At 65.9% G+C, this 21,018-nt stretch carries 15 protein-coding genes; 4 read left to right on the forward strand and 11 right to left on the reverse strand.

The genetic code is table 11. The features are described 5' to 3' along the window. Positions 1-12: 12 nt before the first annotated feature. Complete coding sequence (locus AC07OD_RS05920) at positions 13-2,979, reverse strand: EAL domain-containing protein (protein ID WP_494595625.1); 2,967 nt, start codon at positions 2,977-2,979, stop codon at positions 13-15. 326 nt (positions 2,980-3,305) lie between these two features. Beyond that, positions 3,306-3,650, reverse strand: a complete 345-nt coding sequence (locus AC07OD_RS05925) for an ArsR/SmtB family transcription factor (RefSeq protein ID WP_218295000.1) — start codon at positions 3,648-3,650, stop codon at positions 3,306-3,308. Positions 3,651-3,928: 278 nt separating this feature from the next. On the opposite strand from AC07OD_RS05925, the gene AC07OD_RS05930 reads away from it, so the two are divergent. From AC07OD_RS05930 to AC07OD_RS05940, 3 genes are read left to right on the forward strand one after another with little or no spacing between them, the layout of a single operon-like run. Then, positions 3,929-4,459 (forward strand): putative pterin-binding protein, encoded by a 531-nt coding sequence (locus AC07OD_RS05930; RefSeq protein WP_494595627.1) that lies wholly within the window; start codon positions 3,929-3,931, stop codon positions 4,457-4,459. A gap of 31 nt (positions 4,460-4,490) precedes the next feature. Beyond that, the gene (locus AC07OD_RS05935) at positions 4,491-7,565 is read left to right on the forward strand and encodes a hybrid sensor histidine kinase/response regulator (RefSeq protein WP_494595629.1); all 3,075 of its coding nucleotides are present in this window, start codon (positions 4,491-4,493) and stop codon (positions 7,563-7,565) included. Further along, on the forward strand, positions 7,558-8,745 hold the full coding sequence (locus tag AC07OD_RS05940; protein ID WP_218294998.1) for a response regulator: 1,188 nt from the start codon (positions 7,558-7,560) through the stop codon (positions 8,743-8,745). The genes AC07OD_RS05935 and AC07OD_RS05940 overlap by 8 nt, the downstream gene beginning before the upstream one ends. Here the strand turns inward: AC07OD_RS05940 and bioB are convergent. From bioB to scpA, 8 genes are all read right to left on the reverse strand, one after another. Beyond that, the gene (gene bioB / locus AC07OD_RS05945; protein WP_492245972.1) at positions 8,742-9,833 is read right to left on the reverse strand and encodes a biotin synthase BioB; all 1,092 of its coding nucleotides are present in this window, start codon (positions 9,831-9,833) and stop codon (positions 8,742-8,744) included. The two genes, AC07OD_RS05940 and bioB, sit on opposite strands and share 4 nt — an antisense overlap. A 409-nt stretch (positions 9,834-10,242) precedes the next feature. After that, complete coding sequence (locus tag AC07OD_RS05950; protein WP_218294996.1) at positions 10,243-10,713, reverse strand: VOC family protein; 471 nt, start codon at positions 10,711-10,713, stop codon at positions 10,243-10,245. Between the two features lie 80 nt (positions 10,714-10,793). Continuing rightward, complete coding sequence (locus AC07OD_RS05955) at positions 10,794-11,639, reverse strand: YdcF family protein (protein WP_370627709.1); 846 nt, start codon at positions 11,637-11,639, stop codon at positions 10,794-10,796. Beyond that, positions 11,626-13,674, reverse strand: coding sequence for an acetyl-CoA carboxylase biotin carboxylase subunit (locus AC07OD_RS05960; protein WP_218338564.1), 2,049 nt, complete (start codon positions 13,672-13,674; stop codon positions 11,626-11,628). Before AC07OD_RS05960 ends, AC07OD_RS05955 begins: the two co-directional genes overlap by 14 nt. Positions 13,675-13,695: 21 nt before the next feature. After that, the gene (locus tag AC07OD_RS05965) at positions 13,696-15,228 is read right to left on the reverse strand and encodes an acyl-CoA carboxylase subunit beta (RefSeq protein ID WP_010458871.1); all 1,533 of its coding nucleotides are present in this window, start codon (positions 15,226-15,228) and stop codon (positions 13,696-13,698) included. 40 nt (positions 15,229-15,268) lie between these two features. Further along, positions 15,269-16,285 (reverse strand): methylmalonyl Co-A mutase-associated GTPase MeaB, encoded by a 1,017-nt coding sequence (gene meaB, locus AC07OD_RS05970; protein ID WP_218294993.1) that lies wholly within the window; start codon positions 16,283-16,285, stop codon positions 15,269-15,271. Next, the gene (locus tag AC07OD_RS05975) at positions 16,282-16,710 is read right to left on the reverse strand and encodes a GNAT family N-acetyltransferase (protein WP_218294992.1); all 429 of its coding nucleotides are present in this window, start codon (positions 16,708-16,710) and stop codon (positions 16,282-16,284) included. The genes meaB and AC07OD_RS05975 overlap by 4 nt, the downstream gene beginning before the upstream one ends. 77 nt (positions 16,711-16,787) lie before the next feature. Next, the gene (gene scpA / locus AC07OD_RS05980) at positions 16,788-18,959 is read right to left on the reverse strand and encodes a methylmalonyl-CoA mutase (RefSeq protein ID WP_218338562.1); all 2,172 of its coding nucleotides are present in this window, start codon (positions 18,957-18,959) and stop codon (positions 16,788-16,790) included. A gap of 129 nt (positions 18,960-19,088) precedes the next feature. Between scpA and AC07OD_RS05985 the strand changes: the two genes are divergently transcribed. Next, the gene (locus AC07OD_RS05985) at positions 19,089-19,724 is read left to right on the forward strand and encodes a GntR family transcriptional regulator (protein ID WP_218338561.1); all 636 of its coding nucleotides are present in this window, start codon (positions 19,089-19,091) and stop codon (positions 19,722-19,724) included. Between the two features lie 8 nt (positions 19,725-19,732). Here AC07OD_RS05985 and AC07OD_RS05990 read toward each other — a convergent pair whose 3' ends face one another. Then, positions 19,733-20,893, reverse strand: coding sequence for a sensor domain-containing diguanylate cyclase (locus tag AC07OD_RS05990; RefSeq protein WP_218338560.1), 1,161 nt, complete (start codon positions 20,891-20,893; stop codon positions 19,733-19,735). Positions 20,894-21,018: the final 125 nt, after the last annotated feature.

Genomic DNA, 21,018 nt, shown 5'->3' on the forward strand with positions numbered 1-21,018 from the left:
AGTCCGTAGGTGTCAGGCTGCGCTGCTGGGAACCAGGACCAGCAGCCGCCCCCGTGAATGATTTTCCCCTCCCACCGATCTGCACACCACGCGAAACGCCCCGCCGGCAACCTGGACATCGTGGTAGCTCTGGTCCGCGAAATGCCACACCTTGCGAAGATCCTCCGGCAGGACCTGTTCTGCGTCCTGCCCGAGCAAAGCCGCCGTGGTGCCAAAGAGCGCTTCGGCATCCGCGTTCACAAACGCCACCATGCCTTCCAGGTCGATCCCGATGACGGCGGCCGGAATATTGTCCAGCACCTCCCGCGCAACGCTCAGGCTACTCTCTTCACGGTGGATCTGCTCCCGCTGGTTCGCCAGCAGCTGTTGCAGGCGGTCATTGACCGCGCTGAGCTCCTCGTTGGCACTGAGCACCGCATTGGCCAGGCGCCGATTCTCATCCGCCATCTCCTTCTGGGAGAACGCTTCCGCGACGTGGCTGCGAAGCCTCTCGTCATCCCAGGGCTTGGTGAGGAACTTGTAGATGGCCCCTTCATTGATGGCATCCGTGATGGATTGCAGTTCGGTATAGCCGGACAGAACCATGCGGATGGTGTCGGGATACAGCTCCTTGGCCCGGCGCAGAAACTCCACCCCCGTCATGCCGGGCATGCGTTGATCCGAAACGATCACGTCCACCGAATTCTCGGCCATCCGTTGCAAGCCCTGCGCACCGCTGTTGGCGGTCACGATGTGATAGCCATCGCGGCGCAACAACCTGCGCAGCGCCGAAACGATGCTGTCCTCGTCATCGACCAGCAGCAGCGTGCGCCGGTGGGTGCGGCGCAGCAGCAGGTGCTCCGGCAGTGCCTGGCCTTTGCTCAGCAACGCGCTCATGTCGTCGGCGCAGACGGGGCCGCTGAAGTAGAAGCCCTGCATCTGGTCGCAGCGGTTGGCGATGAGCAGCGCCAGCTGGCCTTCGGTTTCCACGCCTTCCGCCAACACCTTCATCTGCAGATTGTGCGCCATGTTGATGATGGCGCGCGTGATGGATACGTCCTGCGATGCCGCCGTGACGTCGTGGACGAACGAACGGTCCACCTTCACGACATCGATGGGCAGTGTGCGCAGGTAGCTCAGGCTGGAATAGCCCGTCCCGAAATCATCGAGCGAGATCTCGATGCCCAGCGCCTTCAGGTCGCCCAGAATCCGCGCGATGCGCGTGCTCTCGCCCATCAGGGCGCCTTCGGTGATCTCCAGTCCCAGCAGCCGGGGATCAAGGCCGGTTTCAATGAGCACCTTTTGTATCCGCTGGACCAGATCAGGCTGCTGGAGCTGGCGGGCCGAGAGGTTGACGGCAATCCGGAAGCTTGCGTGCCCGGCACGCTGCCACTCCAGCGCCTGGCGGCAGGCAGCGCGAAGCACCCATTCGCCGATGGGCACGATAAGGCCGGTTTCCTCGGCGACGCGTATATAGCTGGACCTGGGTATCAGGGTGCCGTCCGGGGAGTTCCACTCCAGGAAGGCCTCGGCGCCAATGACGGTTCCACTGACCAGTTCCAGCTTGGGCTGATAGTGCAGATCAAGCTCATTGCGCTCCAGGGCCCGGCGCAGCCCGGACTCCATGGCGAGCCTGGAGATGGCCTTGGAGTGCATGCCGGAGCTGAACACGCAGATCTGGTTCTTGCCCAGTTCATGGGCACGGTACATGGCCGCCTGAGCCTGCTGAAGCAGCTTTTCCGGGTCCTCGCCGTGCGCCGGGTACAGGGATATTCCGATGTCGCACGTCACCTTGATTTCGTTGTCGCCAATCGCGACGGGCAGCGACAGCGCATCCACCAGCGAGGCCGCGACGGTGCGCGCCAACTGCTCGTCCACATTGCCCTCGCGCGCCAGCACCAGCGAAAACTCGCCACTGCCAAAGTGCGCCAGCAGGTCATCCTCGAACGCCTGGGGCTGCAGCCGCGTTCCCACCTCCATGAGCAGCTGGTCCCCTGCCGCGTAGCCCAGCGATTCACTCACGAGCTTGAGCCGGTCGATCTCCACGCTCAGGACGGCAATCTGCCGCCCTTCCCGCGCCGCCTCGCGCATCCTCGTATCAAGATACTCCGTCAACGCGCTTCGGTTGGGCAATCCGGTCACTTCATCCGTGTTCGCAAGCTTGTCCAGCCGCTGCTCCGCCGCGCGCTGCAGCGTGATGTCCTGCAGGAGCGTGACCGTCCTGACCACCCGGCCCTCGTCGTCGGCGTCGGCCAGCACGCGGTGCAGCACCGTGCGCAAACTGCCGTCCGAATGAACGATGCGGTGCTGGAACTCGCAGACATCGTCAGGTGACACGCCTTCGCTGATCGCCTGCACATACGGCCGTTCCACAGCGGGAACCCGGGCCAGCAGCCAGTCCTTTCCGGCCGGAGCGTCCGTCTGGGGGATTCCGAAGATGGCGTGCATGCCGGACGACAGGGTGACGGTGCCTGACACCAGATCCATCTCGGCGGAGCCGATGCGGGCGAGTTCCTCGGCATTGCTGAACAACTGAGCGCGTTGCTGCGCGTAGCGGGTCGCCGTTCGAATGGCGCTGACATCGTGCAGCGTGACCAGATCCGCCGCTTCCTCCCCCAGAAAGATCCGCACGCCCCATACCTGGGCATTGAACTTCTCGCCGTTCTTTCGCAAGCATTCGATCTCATAGGCTTTGCCGGGGACTCCGGCGACCCGCGCATTGGCCTGCTCGCGCACCATGTCCCGGTGCTCCGGCGCGCACAGCAGCATGGGATCCATGCTTTCCAGCATTTCCTCCTTGGTGTAGCCGAAAAGCTCCACGAGCTTGGGATTCACGAAGAGGAATCTGCCCTTGCGAATCACAAATACGGCCGCTTGCACCTGCTCCACCAGCCGCTGATAGTCGGCATCGGACAGATGAACCTCCGTGTCGAAGGGGGTGCCTTCGGCTGTGTGGGTACTCATTGCAGAAAGCCTTTGCCGCCGGGGAAAGGGACGCAACCGAGTTCGTTCAACGGCGTCGGGTATTTTCGACTCAAAGGGGGACCCTCGACTCTGAAATTGGCCATGCGTTGCGAAGAATGAAGCGAGGCCGACCGTGAGCCGGATGCTTCCTCATTGATCAGTGCCCAAGGGCCGCAATAGCCCGCTGCGGCGCACAAGGCTTGCTGGCAACTTTACCCATCTCGTTGCCGCTTGTCACGATATTGCGATCAATGCACCACGAGGGTATTCCCAGCAACGCGAAGGCGCTTTGCGCGGAGAATATGCGCCGGTGCTGCGGCCCCTTGCACACCATTTTTTGTGCCGGACGCGGTAGGCGCCCGTCAACCCGGCGGGATGGAGGGAGCCCCTGGCGGGGCGGCGCAGAATTGCTCGAACAGCACGTCCAAGACCGCCAGGGCCTGCGGACTGGCGATCTCATAGTAGATGTGTTTCCCTTCCCGGCGCGTGTTCACCAGGCGTTCTTCGCGCAGTACGCCCAGTTGCTGGGACAGGGTCGGCTGGGAAACGCCCACCAGTGCTTCCAGCTCCCCCACCCTTTTCTCGCCTTGCGTGAGCTGGCACAGGAGGAGAAGGCGGTCGGGGTTGGACAGCACTTTCATCAGGCGGCAGGCAGCGTCGGAGGCGCGGCGAAGTCGGTCGAGGTCGCTCGCGGTGTCGATGGGCATGGTCATCGCTGTGGTTTCGATTCAGGTGTCATGGGTTGCGAGGGAACAAGTCTGCGCCAGCGCGGGACATCATCGCCGGCCCGGGTTTCAGCAGCGCCTTCGGATTTTGATGCTTCAGAGCGCGCCTTCAGCCCGGCGGCCTCGCGGGCGGCGGGTGCAGCGCGTGCCGCGGCCGCTCAAAAACGATACCCCTCACACTGAAACAACAGGCACCGGCCACAAATCAGTTTACATTTTGAGCGACGGTCTGTAAGACTGTTGCAAAAAAGGGGGTCGACATGCTCTCCAGGTTTTCGGCGGCACGTTCCGTTGCCTGCTGGGTGAAAGTGGCGGTTCTGGTCGGATTCGCGCTGGCAGGGCCCGCAACCCATGCGCTGGACAAGCCCACGGGTCCCGTGGTCCTCACCATCGAGGGGGCGATCAGCCAGGCGAACAACGGTTCGCAGGCCCAGTTCGACATGGCGATGCTGGAAAAGCTGCCCCAGCACAGCTTCTCCACCCAGACGCCGTGGTATCCCAGCGCGGTCTCCTTCACCGGCCCGCTCCTGCGTGATGTCCTGGCGGCGGTCGGAGCGAAGGGGACGAGCATCACGGCCGTGGCGTTGAACGACTACAAGACGGAGATTCCCGTGGACGACGCCACGCGCCACGACGTGATCATCGCCCGCCTCATGAACAACCGCCCCATGCGCGTGCGCGAGAAAGGCCCGCTTTTCATCGTCTACCCGTTCGATACCAAGGCGGAATTGCGCAGCGAGCTGTACTACAACCGCGCGGCCTGGCAGCTGAACGTGCTGCGCATCCGCTAGCGCCTGGGCCCTTGATCCCCAGCACCACGCCATGCTGCGCAGCAAACACCTTCTGCGGCTGATCATTGCGGGCCTGGTGGTGGCGTATGTGGCGATCGCCGGCGTGCAGTACCACCAGTACCGCAGCGTGGAAGCGGTCATGCGCCGGGGTGACGTCAACGCGCTGTGGTCGTTCCTGCAGCTCAGTGTCGAATACGAGAAGCTCGACCACGCGCTGCACCAGTTCGAGATCGATCCCGCCAGCATGCCCCCCGACCGCCTGGAGCTGCGCTACGACCTGTTCCTGAGCCGTTTCAGCGCACTGGAGAGCGGTACCGCCCGCACCCTGATGCAGGGAGAGCCCATCTACGGCAACGCCCTCGACGCACTGCAGAACTTTGTCGCCGCGGGAGACAGCCATTTTGGACAGAGCGTCGACGCGGCCTCCCGCCACGCGAACATGAAGCTCTTGCGGGTGGAGCTGAACAGGCTTCGCGACATCATCCAGGAACTGTCGCTGCAGGCATCGCGCATCTCGGCCCTGTTGGGCGACCGGCGCAATGCGGAAGTGAAGCGCCAGACACTGCTGACCACCGGGTTGACGGCATTCCAGGCCATCCTGACCTTCCTGCTCGCGTTCGCGATGGCCCGGCAGTTTCTCAAGCGCGAAAAGGCGAGATCCCTCGCCCTGGCAGCGCAGGCCGAACTGGTGGACGCCCTCAGGCGCAACGAGGAGGCGCTGGAAGCCCGCGTGGCCCAGCGCACGGAGCAGCTGCAGCAGGTCAACGCGGCATTGCGGGAACACGAAGATGAACTGGTGGTGGCCCAGGCCAAGGCCGAGGATGCATCGCGCATGAAATCCGACTTCCTGGCCAACATGAGCCATGAGATCCGCACGCCCATGAACGCCGTGATCGGCATGAGCCATCTGGCCTTGGGAACGGAGCTGACCGCACGCCAGCGCGACTACATCGAGAAGATCCAGCGGTCGGGCCAGCACCTGCTGGGCCTGATCAACGACATCCTGGATTTCAGCAAGATCGAAGCGGGCAAGCTCGAGGTGGAGGTGGTGGATTTCGACCTGCATGGCGTGCTCGACAACGTGGCCAACCTGCTGAGCGACAAATGCGCCGCCAAGGGCCTGGAGCTGATGTTCGATGTGGACTCGCACCTGCCCGCCGACCTGCGGGGAGATCCGCTGCGGCTGGGGCAGATTCTCGTCAACTACGCCAACAATGCGGTCAAGTTCACGGACGAGGGCGAGATCATCGTGCGGGTCCGCGAGGCGGCGCGGGATGCCCAGGGCGTGCTGCTGCGCTTCGAGGTGCAGGACACCGGCATTGGCCTCACCGAGGAACAGCAATCAAGGCTGTTTCGCTCTTTCGAGCAGGCCGACACTTCCACCACGCGAAAGTACGGCGGTACCGGGCTGGGGCTGGCCATCTCCAAGAAGCTGGCCGGCCTGATGGGCGGGGACGTGGGCGTGCAAAGCCTGCCCGGCCGGGGGAGCACGTTCTGGTTCACGGCGCGGCTCGGCCTGGGAGACTCCACCCAGCGCCCGCTGCTGCCGGAGCCCGACCTGCGTGGGCGCCGGGTGCTGGTGGTGGACGACAGCGAACAGGCGCGGCAGATCCTCGCGGAGCTGCTGTCCAGCATGAGTTTTTCGGTGACGCTCGCCAGCTCAGGGGCCCAGGCCGTGGAACTGGCACGCGCCGCCGGCGAGGCCGGGCGGCCCTGTGAAATCGCCTTTCTGGACTGGAAAATGCCCGGCATGGACGGGTTCGAAACCGCCCGCCAGCTCGCACGGCTGCCCCACCCTCCCCGCCCCGTCATCGTCACCGCGCATGGCCGCGACGATGTGCTGGACGAACTCACCCGCACGGGCGTCGGGCTGATGCTGACCAAGCCGGTGAACCCATCACAGCTGTTCGATGCCGCCATGCGGGCATTGGGCGGAACACAACGGGTGGACAAAGCGCGGCGCCTGCCGCCCCCGGCGCGGGGCGCAGGCCTGGACTCGATCCGGGGTGCGCGCGTGCTGCTGGTGGATGACAACGACCTGAACCAGCAGGTGGGCCGTGAACTGCTGGCCAGTGCCGGGCTGGTGGTGGATGCGGCCGCCAACGGCCAGGAAGCGCTCGACATGCTGGCCCGCGGCGCCTACGACATCGTGCTCATGGACATGCAGATGCCGGTGATGGACGGCCTCACGGCCACCCGCCGGCTGCGTGAGAACCCAGCCTGGGCGCGCCTGCCCGTGCTGGCGATGACGGCCAACGCAATGAGTGGCGACCGCGAACAGTGCCTGGACGCCGGCATGAACGGCCACATCGCCAAGCCCATCGACCCGGAGGCCCTGTTTGCCGCGCTGCGGCAGTGGATTGCACTGCCCCACACGGGGGGCACCGGCGATGCAGCGCTTGCAGCGCGGCCCACGGCGGATGCGCCCGCCGCGGCAATGGCGCCGGCAGCCGACCCCCTGGCACACATCGAAGGCCTCCATACGGCCGCCGGGCTGCGGCGGGTGCTGGGCAAACGCGCCGCCTACGAAAGCCTGCTGCGCAAGTTCGTGGTTGGCCAGGCCCACGCCGTGCAGGAGACGCGCGCCCATCTGGCGGAAGGCCAGCCGCAGGCGGCTCGGCGCGCCATGCACACGCTGAAAGGCTCGGCAGGCACCATTGGCGCGGTGGGCCTGGCCGAACTGGCGCATGCCGCGGAACAGGCCATCGCGCAGAACGCGCAGGCCGGCCCCCTGGAGGCCCTGCTGCAGCCGGTGGAAGCCGCCTGCCAGGCGCTGGTGACGGCCCTGCAGGAAGCCCTGCCCCCCGAGCCCGACGCCGCCACCAGCGCGGCCGCCGCGCCCCCTGGGTCACCGCACGCGCCCATGGATGCGGCGCACGCCCGCGACCTCCTGGCACGCCTGGACGCCTTGCTGGCGGACAGCGACTCGGAAGCCGTGGAGCTGTTCAGGGACTCCGGCCCCAGCCTGCAGGCCCGGCTGGGGCCCGCCGCCTATGCCGACATGAAGCGGCTGCTGGACAACTATCTCTTCGCCGACGCACTCGCGGTGCTGCGCCAGGCGTGGATTCCCGACGCACGACACACGGAGGACCCAGTTCATGAATAGTCCATTGGAATCAAGCGGCGGCAAATGCACGGTGCTGGTGGTGGATGACACGCCCGGCAATCTCTCCTTGATGAGCGACCTCCTGCGGCCGGACTACAAGGTCAAGCTGGCCCCCAGCGGCGAGCGCGCGCTGCAGATCGTGGCGGCCGAAAAACCCGACCTGATCCTGCTGGACATCATGATGCCGGACATGGACGGCTACGAGGTGCTGCGGCGCCTGCAGTTCAACCCCGACACCGAGGCCATCCCGGTGATTTTCCTCACGGCCATGAGCGCCACCGACGACGAGACGGTGGGACTGGAGCTGGGCGCCGTGGACTACATCACCAAGCCCGTCAACCCCGCCATCACCATGGCCCGGGTGCGCAACCATCTGCAGCTCAAGCGCGCGCGGGACCTGCTGGCCCACCACAACCACTTTCTGGAGCAGGAGGTGGCCAACCGCACGCGTGCCCTGGCCGAACTGCAGGACGCCACCATCCGTGCCATGGCATCGCTGGCGGAAACGCGCGACAACGAGACAGGCAACCACATCCGGCGCACGCAACACTATGTGGAAGCGCTGGCCCGCAAGCTGCAAAACCACCCGCGCTTTCGCGATGAGCTCACGGAGGATGCCATCGAGGTGATCTTCAAGTCCGCCCCCCTGCACGACATCGGCAAGGTGGGCATACCCGACCGCATCCTGCTCAAGCCGGGCAAGCTCACGCCCGAAGAATTCGAGATCATGAAGACCCACACCACGCTGGGGCGCGACGCCATCGTGGCGGCCGAAAGCGAAACCACGCAGGACAACCCCTTCTTCCGCTACGCCAAGGAGATCGCCTACAGCCACCAGGAAAAGTGGGACGGCTCAGGCTATCCCGAGGGGCTGGTGGGCAACACCATTCCCCTGTCGGCACGGCTGATGGCGGTGGCCGACGTGTATGACGCGCTCATCTCCGAGCGGGTCTACAAGCCCGCCTACTCCCACGAGCACGCGGTCGAGATCATCCGCGACGGCCGGGGCAGCCACTTCGATCCCGACATGGTGGACGCCTTCCTGTCGCTCTCCGAGGAGTTCCGGCGCATTGCCCAGCGTTTCGCCGACGGAGAGCACGCGCTGCAGGCCCAGATCGACCGCATGGCCAGCGACCTGACCGAGGAAGACCGCCTGGTGCCAGGCGGCCAGGGCGCCTAGCCGCAGATGCCCTCTTCATGCGGGTGGTGGCAAGGAGATTGCACGCTGCCACCGTCCTCCTGCGCTGCCATCGCCGCCGTCCGGTGGCCGTCCAGTCCCAGCTTGGCGAGCAGCCGCACGTCGGCATCCACATCCGGGTTGCCCGTCACCAGCAGCTTGTCGCCATAGAAGATCGAATTGGCCCCGGCCAGGAAACACAGTGCCTGCACGGCTTCGCCCATCTGCTGGCGCCCCGCGGACAGGCGCACGCGGGCCTTGGGCATGGTGATGCGGGCGACGGCGATCATGCGCACGAAGTCCAGCGGGTCGATGGGCTCGCTGTCGGCCAGCGGCGTGCCCGGCACGCGAACCAGGCTGTTGATGGGCACGGACTCGGGGTACGGGCTGAGGTTGGCCAGCTGCGCGATGAGCCCCGCGCGGTGCACGGGCGCCTCGCCCATGCCCACGATGCCGCCGCAGCATACGCTGATGCCCGCGCTGCGCACGTGCTGCAGGGTGTCGAGCCGGTCCTGGTAGGCGCGGGTGCTGACCACGTCGGTGTAGTACTCGGGCGCGGTGTCGAGGTTGTGGTTGTAGTAGTCCAGGCCCGCATCCTTGAGCGCCTGCGCCTGGTGCGATTCGAGCATGCCCAGCGTGGCGCAGGTCTGCAGGCCCAGGCCCTTCACGGCGCCGATCAGGGCGCTGACCTTCTCGATGTCCCGGTCCTTCGGGGCGCGCCATGCCGCACCCATGCAGAACCGCGTGGCGCCGGCGTCCTTCGCGGCCTGGGCAGCCCGCACCACCTCGTCCACCTCCATCAGCTTGTCGGCCTTCACACCGGTGTCGAACTCGGCGGCCTGCGGGCAGTAGCCACAGTTCTCGGGGCAGCCTCCGGTCTTCACCGACAGCAGCGTGGCCAGTTCGATGTCTCCCTCGGGCCAGTGCTGGCGATGCACCGTCTGCGCTTCGAAAAGAAGGTCCATCAGCGGCCTGTCGAGCAGCGCCTGGATGGCGTCCACGCTCCAGGGGCCTTGCGGCGCTGGCGGCGCGGGCCGGCGATGCAGCTGAACGGTCTGGGTGGCCGCGGTGGCGGAGGTCATGGAAGTCATGGCGATCGGTTCCCTTCAAGTCATCTGCTCCATGGCGGCACGGGGCCGCCATCGGCAGGGGTTACACAGCGCGCGCGGCCTGGGCCAGGAGGTGGTCCGGCCGGTGCGCGGCGACGTGGGCGGATTCTGGAGGAGAAAAAGGCACAAACGCACGCCGAAGGGTCACAAAAAGTGCCAACAAAAGTACGTCACCAACAGCCCCCAAGTCCTTGGTTTTTTGTGCGCAGAACACGGGGTTTTCAGCGCATTTGACGGCAGGTTGGCGCGTGGTGGAACGCGACCATCGCGATGCAACCGCAACGCGGCGCTATCTGTGCCCATCTGCCGCCCCGCGTGGCCCGGGGGCGCCTGACGATGGGCGACGTTGGCGCATGCCGTCGCCCCCGCACCATCGGCAGCCAGCCGTTGTTCAGCCCAGCGCCGCGATCACCTCGGCCGGCGCCTGCACCAGCTCGATCAGGACGCCTTCGCCAGCGATCGGAAACTCGTCGTTGCTCTTGGGGTGCAGGAAGGTGATGTCATAGCCCGCAGCGCCCTTGCGGATGCCGCCGGGCGCAAAGCGCACGCCTTTGGCAGTGAGCCATTCCACCGCCATGGGCAGGTCGTCGATCCACAGGCCGATGTGGTTGAGCGGCGTGGTGTGCACGGCGGGCTTCTTGTCGATGTCCAGCGGCTGCATGATGTCCACCTCCACCTTCCAGGCGCCCCGCCCCATCGCGAGGATGTCTTCATCCACGTTTTCGCGCTCGCTCTGGAACGTGCCCGTCTGCGTGAGGCCCAGCATGTCCACCCACAGGGTCTTCATGCGTGCCTTGTCCGTGCCGCCGATGGCGACCTGCTGAATGCCCAGGACTTTGAAGGGCCGCTCTTTTGCCGTCATGATTTGCTCCTTGATTGATAGCTATAAATGCAGTTACGTACAGCGCACGCGGCCTATTCCGCGCAGAAGGCCGCTTGGCCTCATGCCTCGCGCAGCACCCAGCTGCTCAGCGTGGCGAAGTATTCGCGCAGCCGCGCGTTGTAGCGCGTGGCCAGGGGGGTGGGCGCCGCCACCGGCACCATGGCCGTGAAGCCATGGCGTCGCGCGATGCGCAGGGCGCGCGGCAGGTGGAAGTCGCTGGTCACCAGGGCCAGCGGGGCCGTGGCCGGCACCCCACGCGCCAGCAGCAGGGGGCGCCCCAGCGCCAGGTTCAGCGCGGTGCTGGTGCTTTCCGCCTCCAGCACCAGGCGCCCTGCGGCGACGCCATGGCGCTGCTGCAGATAGCGGGCCATCACCTCGGCTTCGGTGTGCGTTTCACCCCATACCTCGCCGCCGCACACGGCGATCAGGGCGGTGGGCTGCAGGCGGGCCAGCGCGGCCGCCGTGTCCAGCCGTGCTGCCAGCGCCGGCCGGGGTTGCCCGTTCTGGATGCCGCCCCCCAGCACCACGATGGCCTGCACGGGCGGCACCTGTGCAGGCGGGATGCCGGCATTCTCCAGAAAGGCCCAGAAAACCCCCAGGCTGGCCATCCAGGCCGCCAGGCCCCACCAGCCCGCGCGCCACAGCTGCTGGCGCCGCCGCCCACGGTGCCGCCAGCCCGCCAGCGGAGTCCACCACGCGGCCAGGGCCAGGAAGACCGCCCCCAACGCGGCGGGCAGCATGGTGCCCAGATCGAGGTGCCCCAGGACCATGAGCACGGCGCCATCCACCAGCAGCACGGCGCCGGCCAGCCCGAGCAGCACACGCAAGACCACGGTCATCGCGGTGTGTGGCCAGGCCAGCGTGTTGCGCGGACCGGGGCGCTCGGCGGCATCACTGGAACTCAATGATCACGTCGTCCACCGCCAGCGACTCGCCCTTGCCCGCCACCACCTTGCCCACTACGCCATCCTGCGCGGCAAAGAGGATGTTCTCCATCTTCATGGCCTCGATCACGGCCAGTTTTTCACCGGCCTGCACCTTCTGGCCGGGCTGCACCGCCACATCCACCAGCAGGCCGGGCATGGGCGAAAGCAGGAACCTGGACAGGTCCGGCGGCGCCTTGAAGGGCATCAGCTTGTGCAAGCGTGCACCGAGGGGTGACAGCACGAGCGCATCGATCTGCGTGCCGTTGTGCGCGATGCGCAGGGCCAGCGGGTTCTTGCCCACGCCGCGCTCCACCTGCGCGGTAAACCCGGCGCCATTGCACTGGCCTTGCACCCGGATCTGGCCCAGCGTGGCGGCGCTGCTGATCTGGTAGCTCTTGCCGTCCACGGCCACCACGCTGGAGCCCGACTTGTCCTGGAAGTCGGTGACCGAGACCGCGTGGTGCTCGTTCTGCCCCTCGGCCCCCAGCGTGACCACCACGAACTGCTCGCCCACCTTCACCTCGTGCCCTGCCAGCTGGCCGCTGATGCCCGAGGCGCGCGCACGGTAGCGGCGGTTCATGAAAGCGGCCAGCGCCACCAGGAACAGCGGGTCCTCGTGTGGCACGTCCTCGGAGTGGAAGCCCTTGCCGTAATGTTCGGCGATGAAGCCGGTGTTGAACTCGCCGGTCACGAATTTCGGGTGGGCCAGCAGGGCCGCCTGGAACGGAATGTTGCTGCTGATGCCCCGGATCACGAAGCCGTTGAGCGCCGCGCGCATCTTGGCGATCGCATGGTCGCGGTCGGTGCCGTGCACGATGAGCTTGGCGATCATCGAGTCGTAGTACATCGGGATCTCGCCGCCCTCATACACCCCTGTGTCCACGCGCACGCCCAGCTTCTTGTCGGTGTCGCCCTGGAACATGCTCTGCTCCGGCGGCTGAAAACGCACCAGGCGGCCGGTCGATGGCAGGAAGTTGCGGAACGGGTCCTCGGCGTTGATGCGGCACTCGATGGCCCAGCCGTCGCGCTTCACGTCGGCTTGCGCGAGCGGCAGCTTCTCGCCTGCGGCCACGCGGATCATCAGCTCCACCAGGTCCAGGCCGGTGATGCATTCCGTCACCGGGTGCTCCACCTGCAGGCGGGTGTTCATTTCGAGGAAGTAGAAGTCCTGGTCCTTGCCGACCACGAACTCCACCGTGCCCGCGCTCTGATACTTGACCGCCTTGGCCAGCTGCACCGCCTGCTCGCCCATGGCCTTGCGGGTGGCGTCGCTGATGAAGGGCGACGGAGCCTCTTCAATCACCTTCTGGTGGCGCCGCTGGATGGAGCATTCGCGCTCGTTCAGGTAGATCACGTTGCCGTGGCTGTCGCCCAGCACCTGGATCTCGATGTGGCGCGGCTCCTGCACGAACTTCTCGATGAAGATGCGGTCGTCGCCAAAGCTGTTGCGGGCTTCGTTCTGGCAGCTGGTGAAGCCTTCAAACGCTTCCTTGTCGTTGAACGCCACGCGCAGGCCCTTTCCGCCGCCCCCGGCCGAGGCCTTGATCATCACGGGGAAGCCGATGCCCTTGGCGATTTCCACCGCCTGCTCGGGGCCCGCGATGGCGTCGTTGTAGCCCGGGATGGTGTTGACCTTGGCCTCGTTGGCCAGCTTCTTGGAGGCGATCTTGTCGCCCATGGCCGCGATCGAATGCGCCTTGGGGCCGATGAAGGCAATGCCCTCGTCCTCGCAGCGCTTGGCGAAGGCTTCGTTCTCCGACAGGAAGCCGTAGCCGGGGTGCACGGCCTGCGCGCCGGTCTGTTTGCAGGCGGCAATGATCTTGTCGGCCAGCAGGTACGACTCGCGCGAGGGCGCCGCGCCGATGTGCACAGCCTCGTCGGCCAGCTTGACGTGGCGCGCTTCCTTGTCGGCGTCGGAGTAGACGGCGACGGTGGCGATGCCCATCTTGCGGGCGGTGGCGATGACGCGGCACGCAATTTCGCCACGGTTGGCGATCAGGATTTTCGTAAACATGTTCTTATGCTCCTTGTCCGCTCACAGTGGGATGTTGCCGTGCTTGCGCCATGGGTTTTCCAGCTTCTTGTCCCGCAGCATCACCAGCGACCGGCAGATGCGCTTGCGTGTCTCGTGCGGCAGGATCACGTCGTCGATAAAGCCACGTGCGCCGGCCACGAACGGGTTGGCAAAACGCTGCTTGTATTCAGCCTCGCGTGCGGCCAGCTTCACGGGGTCGTTCTTGTCTTCGCGGAAGATGATTTCCACGGCACCCTTGGCACCCATCACCGCGATCTCGGCGTTGGGCCAGGCCAGGTTCACGTCGCCGCGCAGGTGCTTGGAGCTCATCACGTCGTACGCGCCGCCGTAGGCCTTGCGGGTGATGACGGTGATCTTGGGTACGGTGCACTCGGCATACGCGTACAGCAGCTTGGCGCCATGCTTGATGATGCCGCCGTATTCCTGGCTGGTACCGGGCATGAAGCCGGGCACGTCCACAAACGTGACGACCGGAATGTTGAACGCATCGCAGAAGCGCACGAAGCGCGCAGCCTTGATGGAGCTCTTGATGTCCAGGCAGCCCGCCAGCACCAGCGGTTGGTTGGCCACGATGCCCACGGTCTGGCCTTCCATGCGGGCGAAGCCGATCAGGATGTTCTTGGCGTACTCGGGCTGCAGCTCGAAGAAATCCCCGTCGTCCACGGTCTTGAGGATCAGCTCCTTCATGTCGTAGGGCTTGTTGGGGTTCTCGGGCACCAGCGTGTCCAGGCTCCGGTCCATGCGGTCGGCCGGGTCGTTGCTGGGACGCACCGGGGCCTTTTCCCGGTTATTCAGGGGCAGGTAGTTGTACAGGCGGCGCAGCATCATCAGCGCCTCCACGTCGTTCTCGAACGCCATGTCGGCCACACCGCTCTTGGTGGTGTGCGTCACGGCACCGCCCAGTTCTTCGGCCGTCACTTCTTCGTGCGTCACGGTCTTCACGACTTCGGGGCCGGTCACGAACATGTACGAGCTGTCTTTCACCATGAAGATGAAGTCGGTCATGGCGGGTGAGTACACGGCGCCGCCGGCGCTCGGGCCCATGATCATGCTGATCTGCGGAATCACGCCGCTGGCGAGCACGTTCTTCTGGAACACGTCGGCATAACCGCCCAGCGAGGCCACGCCTTCCTGGATGCGGGCGCCGCCCGAGTCGTTGAGGCCGATGACCGGTGCGCCGACCTTCATGGCCTGGTCCATCACCTTGCAGATCTTTTCGGCGTGCGTTTCGCTCAAAGCACCGCCAAACACCGTGAAGTCCTGGCTGAACACGAACACCAGGCGGCCGTTGATCATGCCGTAGCCCGTCACCACGCCATCGCCGGGGATCTTGTTGTCCTCCATGCCGAAGTCGGTGCAGCGGTGCTCGACGAACATGTCCCATTCCTCGAACGTGCCGTCGTCCAGCAGCAGCTCGATGCGCTCGCGCGCGGTGAGCTTGCCCTTGGCGTGCTGCGCATCGATGCGCTTTTGCCCGCCGCCCAGGCGTGCCAGCGCACGCTTTTTCTCCAGTTGATCCAGGATGTCTTGCATGGTCGTCGTCCTTTGGTGAATTCGGTGGTTTGTTTACTATTTATTTGATAGCTGCTTGCGCTGTACTGGATTGCGCCAGCAGCAGATTTCGTGCTGCAGTCGATGCCGCGATGCGCCCTGCGGCCACATCGGCCTGCATCTGGGGCAGCAGCTCCCTGACCTGCGGGTGCTGGCGAAACGCGAGCTTGAGGCCCGCGTCGATGCGCTCCCACATCCAGGCGAGCGATTGTTTTTCGCGCCGCGCTGCCAGGCGGCCGTTGGTGGACTGCATGTCGCGAAACAGCGCCACGGTGGTCCAGAAAGCATCCACCCCCTGCCCCAGCAGAGCGCTGATCTGCAGCACGCGCGGTTGCCACAGCGCGCCGTGCGTCGCGTGGTCAGGGTTGCCGTGCATGCCGAGCAGGCGCAGGCTGGAGGTGATCTGGGCCTCGGCGCGCGTGGCGGCGTTCTTGTCGATGTCGGCCTTGTTGATGACCACCAGGTCGGCAATCTCCATCACGCCCTTCTTGATGGCCTGCAGGTCGTCGCCCGCGTTGGGCAGCTGCATGAGCACGAACATGTCCGTCATGCCCGCCACCGCGATCTCGCTCTGGCCCACGCCCACGGTTTCGACGATGACCACGTCGTAGCCCGCGGCCTCGCAGACCAGCATGGCCTCGCGCGTCTTCTCTGCCACGCCGCCCAGCGTGCCGCTGGAGGGGCTGGGGCGGATGTAGGCCTTCTCGTGCACCGACAGGTGTTCCATGCGCGTCTTGTCACCCAGGATGGAGCCGCCCGAGACGGTGCTGGAGGGGTCGATGGTGAGCACGGCCACGCGATGGCCCTGGCCAATCAGGTACAGCCCGAGCGCTTCGATGAAGGTGGACTTGCCCACGCCGGGCACGCCGCTGATGCCCAGGCGAAACGCCTTGCCGGTATGGGGCAGCAGCTGCGTGAGCAATTCATCCGCCTGGGCGCGGTGGTCCGCCCGCGTCGATTCGAGCAGGGTGATGGCCTTGGACATCGCGCGGCGCTGCGTGGGGCCGGGCTGGCCAAGCACACCTGGATAGAGGTTCATGGCGACATCCTCGCGGCGGCCTTCTCGAATGCGGGGCTCCACCGGTACTCCAGGTCGAACTCCTGCTCCTCCACCAGTTGAAAGCCATTGCGCACGTAAAAGCGGTTGGCGCCACTGCCGCGCAAGGCGCCCAGGGTGATGTCCTGGCCCAGCGCCCTGCCCTGTGCCTTGGCCCACTCCAGGGCCCACGCCCCGGCGCCCCGGCCCTGGCGACCGGGTCGGACGTACAGGTGGTGCAGCCTCATGCGTGCGGGGTCCGCATACGGGAGCAGCGTGAGGTAACCAATGCGCTCGTCACCTGCCACGATGTGCCGCATATAGGCCGGCACAAAGGCATCGCGAAGCCTTTCCCGCACCCGCACGGGGTCAAAGCGTCCCAATCGCTCCAGGCTTTCGCGCATGGCCTCTGCACGCAGGTCGGCCATGGACTCAAAGTCTGCTTGCGCAACGCTTTCAAAGCCAAACATGGGATGGCGAAAAGGCTCGGAAGGAAAAGGCGAACTCAAGCGGTAACCGCCTTGCGAATCTGCTCCAGCACATCCTTGGCGCTGGCCGGAATCGGCGTGCCCGGGCCGTAGATGCCCTTCACGCCCGCTTCGTACAGGTGCTCATAGTCCTGCGCCGGGATCACCCCGCCCACGAACACGATGATGTCGTCCGCGCCCTGGTCCTTGAGGGACTGGATGATGGCGGGCACCAGTGTCTTGTGGCCGGCGGCCAGCGTGCTCACGCCCACGGCGTGCACGTCGTTTTCAATCGCCTGGCGCGCGCACTCCTCGGGCGTCTGGAACAGCGGGCCCATGTCCACGTCGAAGCCCAGGTCGGCAAACGCGGTGGCCACCACCTTGGCGCCCCGGTCGTGGCCGTCCTGGCCCAGCTTGGCGATCATCACGCGCGGGCGGCGGCCTTCCTTTTCGGCAAATTCGTTGATCTCGGTCTTGAGTTTGTCCCAGCCTTCGGCCGAGTCATAGGCTGCTGCGTACACACCGGTCACCTTTTGCGTATCGGCGCGGTGGCGCCCAAAAACCTTCTCGAGCGCATCCGACACCTCGCCCACCGTGGCGCGCAGGCGCACCGCCTTGATGGCCAGGTCGAGCAGGTTGCCTTCGCCGCTTTCTGCTGCGGAAGTAAGAGCATCCAGCGCTTGCTGTACAAGGTCTGGATCGCGTTTTGCACGGATATTTTTCAGGCGATCGATCTGCCCGTCTCGCACCTTGACGTTGTCGATCTGCAGGATATCGACCGGGTCTTCCTTGGCCAGCCTGTACTTGTTGACACCCACGATCACGTCCTTGCCGCTGTCGATGCGCGCCTGCTTCTCGGCGGCGGCGGCCTCGATCTTGAGCTTGGCCCAGCCGCTGTCCACGGCCTGGGTCATGCCGCCCATGGCCTCGACCTCCTCGATGATCTTCCAGGCGGCATCGGCCATGTCCTGGGTCAGCTTTTCCATCATGTAGCTGCCGGCCCAGGGGTCCACCACGTTCGTGATGTGCGTCTCTTCCTGGATGATGAGCTGCGTGTTGCGCGCGATGCGCGAGGAAAATTCGGTGGGCAGCGCGATGGCCTCGTCCAGCGCGTTGGTGTGCAGGCTCTGCGTGCCGCCAAACACGGCCGCCATGGCCTCGATGGTGGTGCGCACGATGTTGTTGTAGGGGTCCTGCTCCGTCAGGCTCCAGCCGCTGGTCTGGCAGTGCGTGCGCAGCATCAGGCTCTTGGGGTTCTTGGCGCCGGTTTCTTTCATGATGCGGCACCACAGCAGGCGCGCCGCGCGCATCTTGGCCACTTCCAGGTAGAAGTTCATGCCGATCGCCCAGAAGAAGCTCAGGCGCCCGGCGAACTCGTCCACGTCCATGCCCTTGGCGATGGCGGTCTTCACGTATTCCTTGCCGTCGGCCAGCGTGAAGGCCAGCTCCAGCGCCTGGTTGGCGCCAGCTTCCTGCATGTGGTAGCCGCTGATCGAGATCGAGTTGAACTTCGGCATGTTCCTGGCCGTGTACTCGATGATGTCGCCAATGATCTTCATCGACGGCTTGGGCGGGTAGATGTAGGTGTTGCGCACCATGAACTCTTTCAGAATATCGTTCTGAATCGTTCCGGAGAGCTTGTCCTGGCTCACGCCCTGTTCTTCCGCCGCCACCACGTAGCCCGCCAGCACCGGCAGCACGGCGCCGTTCATGGTCATCGAGACCGACACCTTGTCCAGCGGGATCTGGTCGAAAAGGATCTTCATGTCCTCCACCGAGTCGATGGCCACGCCGGCCTTGCCCACGTCGCCCGTCACGCGGGGATGGTCGCTGTCATAGCCCCGGTGCGTGGCCAGGTCGAACGCCACCGACACGCCCTGCCCGCCTGCGGCCAACGCCTTGCGGTAGAAGGCGTTGGATTCCTCGGCGGTGGAAAAGCCAGCGTACTGGCGGATGGTCCAGGGGCGCACCGCGTACATGGTGGCCTGGGGGCCGCGCAGGTAGGGCTCGAAGCCGGGCAAGGTGTTGGCGTATGGCAGGCCGGCCGTGTCCTGCGCGGTGTACAGCGGCTTGACGGTGATGCCGTCGGGCGTGACCCAGTTGAGGGCGCCGACGTCGCCACCCGGTGCCGACTTGGCGGCGGCCTTGGCCCAGGCTTCGAGCGAAGACGCGGCGAATTCGGGAGTGTGGTTGGGGGGGGTGTCACTCATGGCGAAAACTTCTCCGAAGATGGCGTTGCAGGCGTAAAACGGCGCGGGGACGGTTCCCGATGTGGCGGCGAGTTTACATCATTCATAATTATTGATTCAAAATATTCCTCTGAGCTTACAATCCGCCCCATGTCTGCCCTTACCCTCACGCCGCGTGCCCTGTACGAAGAAGTCGCCGAGCAATTGCGCCAGCGCATCTTCCGCCGTGAGCTGGAGCCCGGCAGCTGGATCGACGAACTCAAGATCGCCGAGGAATTCGGCATCAGCCGCACCCCCCTGCGCGAGGCGCTCAAGGTGCTGGCCGCCGAAGGCCTGGTCACGATGAAGGTGCGCCGTGGCGCCTATGTGACCGAAATGTCCGAGAAGGACCTGCGCGATGTCTACCACCTGCTGAGCCTGCTGGAGAGCGACGCGGCCGGCGTGGTGGCCGCCACCGCCACCGCGGCGCAACTGCAGGCGCTGCAGGACCTGCATGCCGAACTGGAGGCGGCCGCCGGCGAACGTGAACGGTTCTTTGCCGTGAACGAGCGTTTTCACATGCTGCTGCTGGAACTGGCCGATAACCGCTGGCGCAGCCAGATGGTGGCCGACCTGCGCAAGGTGATGAAGCTCAACCGCCACAACTCGCTGCTCAAGCAGGGGCGGATCGAGGACTCGCTGAACGAGCACCGCGCCATCCTGGCGGCGATGGTGGCGCGCGATGCCCAGGCCACGGCCCGCGCCATGCAGGCCCATTTCGCCCACGGCCTGGAAGCCGCGACCTGACCGGGCATTCAGCCAGCCACTTCCACGCGGTTGCGGCCCCCGGTCTTGGCCGCGTAGAGGGCTTCGTCCGCTCGGTGCAGGAGCTCGTCAAAGCTGCTGTCCCCCTCGTTCTTCAAGGCCACGCCCAAGGAAATGGTCATGGCCAGCGGCAGTCCGTCCACCGAGAGCGGGCGGGTGGCCACCAGCCTGCGCAGCCTCTCCCCGGCGGCCCGCGCGGCCCGGCTGTCCGCGGCGTCCCACAGCACCACGAACTCCTCTCCGCCGTGGCGCGCCGCGAAGTCGGCCCCACGGCAGGAGGCCTGCAGGTGCCCGGCGACATGCCTGAGCGCCACGTCGCCCACCGCATGCCCATGGCAATCGTTGATGGCCTTGAAGTGGTCGATGTCGATCAGCGCCAGGGCCAGGCCGCCCCCGCGCGCACCCGCCTGCGCGAAACGCTGTTCGCCCACCGCAACCAGGGTGCGGCGGTTGGCCAGGCCCGTCAGATAGTCCGTTGAGGCGGCCAGCTCCCACTGGCGGCCGATGCGCTGCGAGCACATCAGCAGGAAGCCGGTGGTGCCCACCACGGGCAGGATGGCGGTGATCATCGGGCTGGCCATGTTGATCCAGGCCCCATCTCCCGTGACATCGAACGACGGGCTCACGCCCTTGAGCAGGAAGTAGCCTGCGCGAAATACCGTGAACGCCGCCACGGCGGCAAACAGGCTGGCCATCACCCGGCGGCTGCGCGCGCCGTCATGCGACTTCTGCGAGGCCAGCAGCGCGAAGCACGCCAGCAGCAGGAAGGCGCAGCTGCCCGACAGGATCAGCACGCGCATGCCCGTGTGCGGCCGTGCGATGGCGAACCAGGCAATGCCGCCAATCCCCACGATCGCAGGGGCCAGCAGCCAGAGCCTGTCCGGCAGCCCATAGAACTGCCGCAGCGCGCGCCAGTAGCCGGTGCACCCCAGCAGCACGAGCCCATTGGCCATGGGCGATGCCAGCCCCAGCGGCAGCCGGTACTGCACCGCGTACAGCACCGCGCTGGCGGCCAGCAGCAGCGTGGCCGTGCGCCAGGTTCCCGCGCTGGGCCGCAAGGCCTCGGGAAAGTCGTTGCGCATCAGCCCCAGGACCCAGCCATTGGCCAGCATCATCAGCGTGGCGACGATAAAGATGGTGATGGGGTCCATGGCGGAAGGGCGCGGTAGAGACGGCGGTCCGGGCAGCGGCGGGAGATGGAGAGGAAGGGGTCGGCACGCCACGGTGATGCCATGGCTGTGCGAGGGACGTGCGAGCGAGCCTGTGCGGATTGTGG

Source organism: Acidovorax sp. GW821-FHT10E03, from assembly GCF_059415205.1.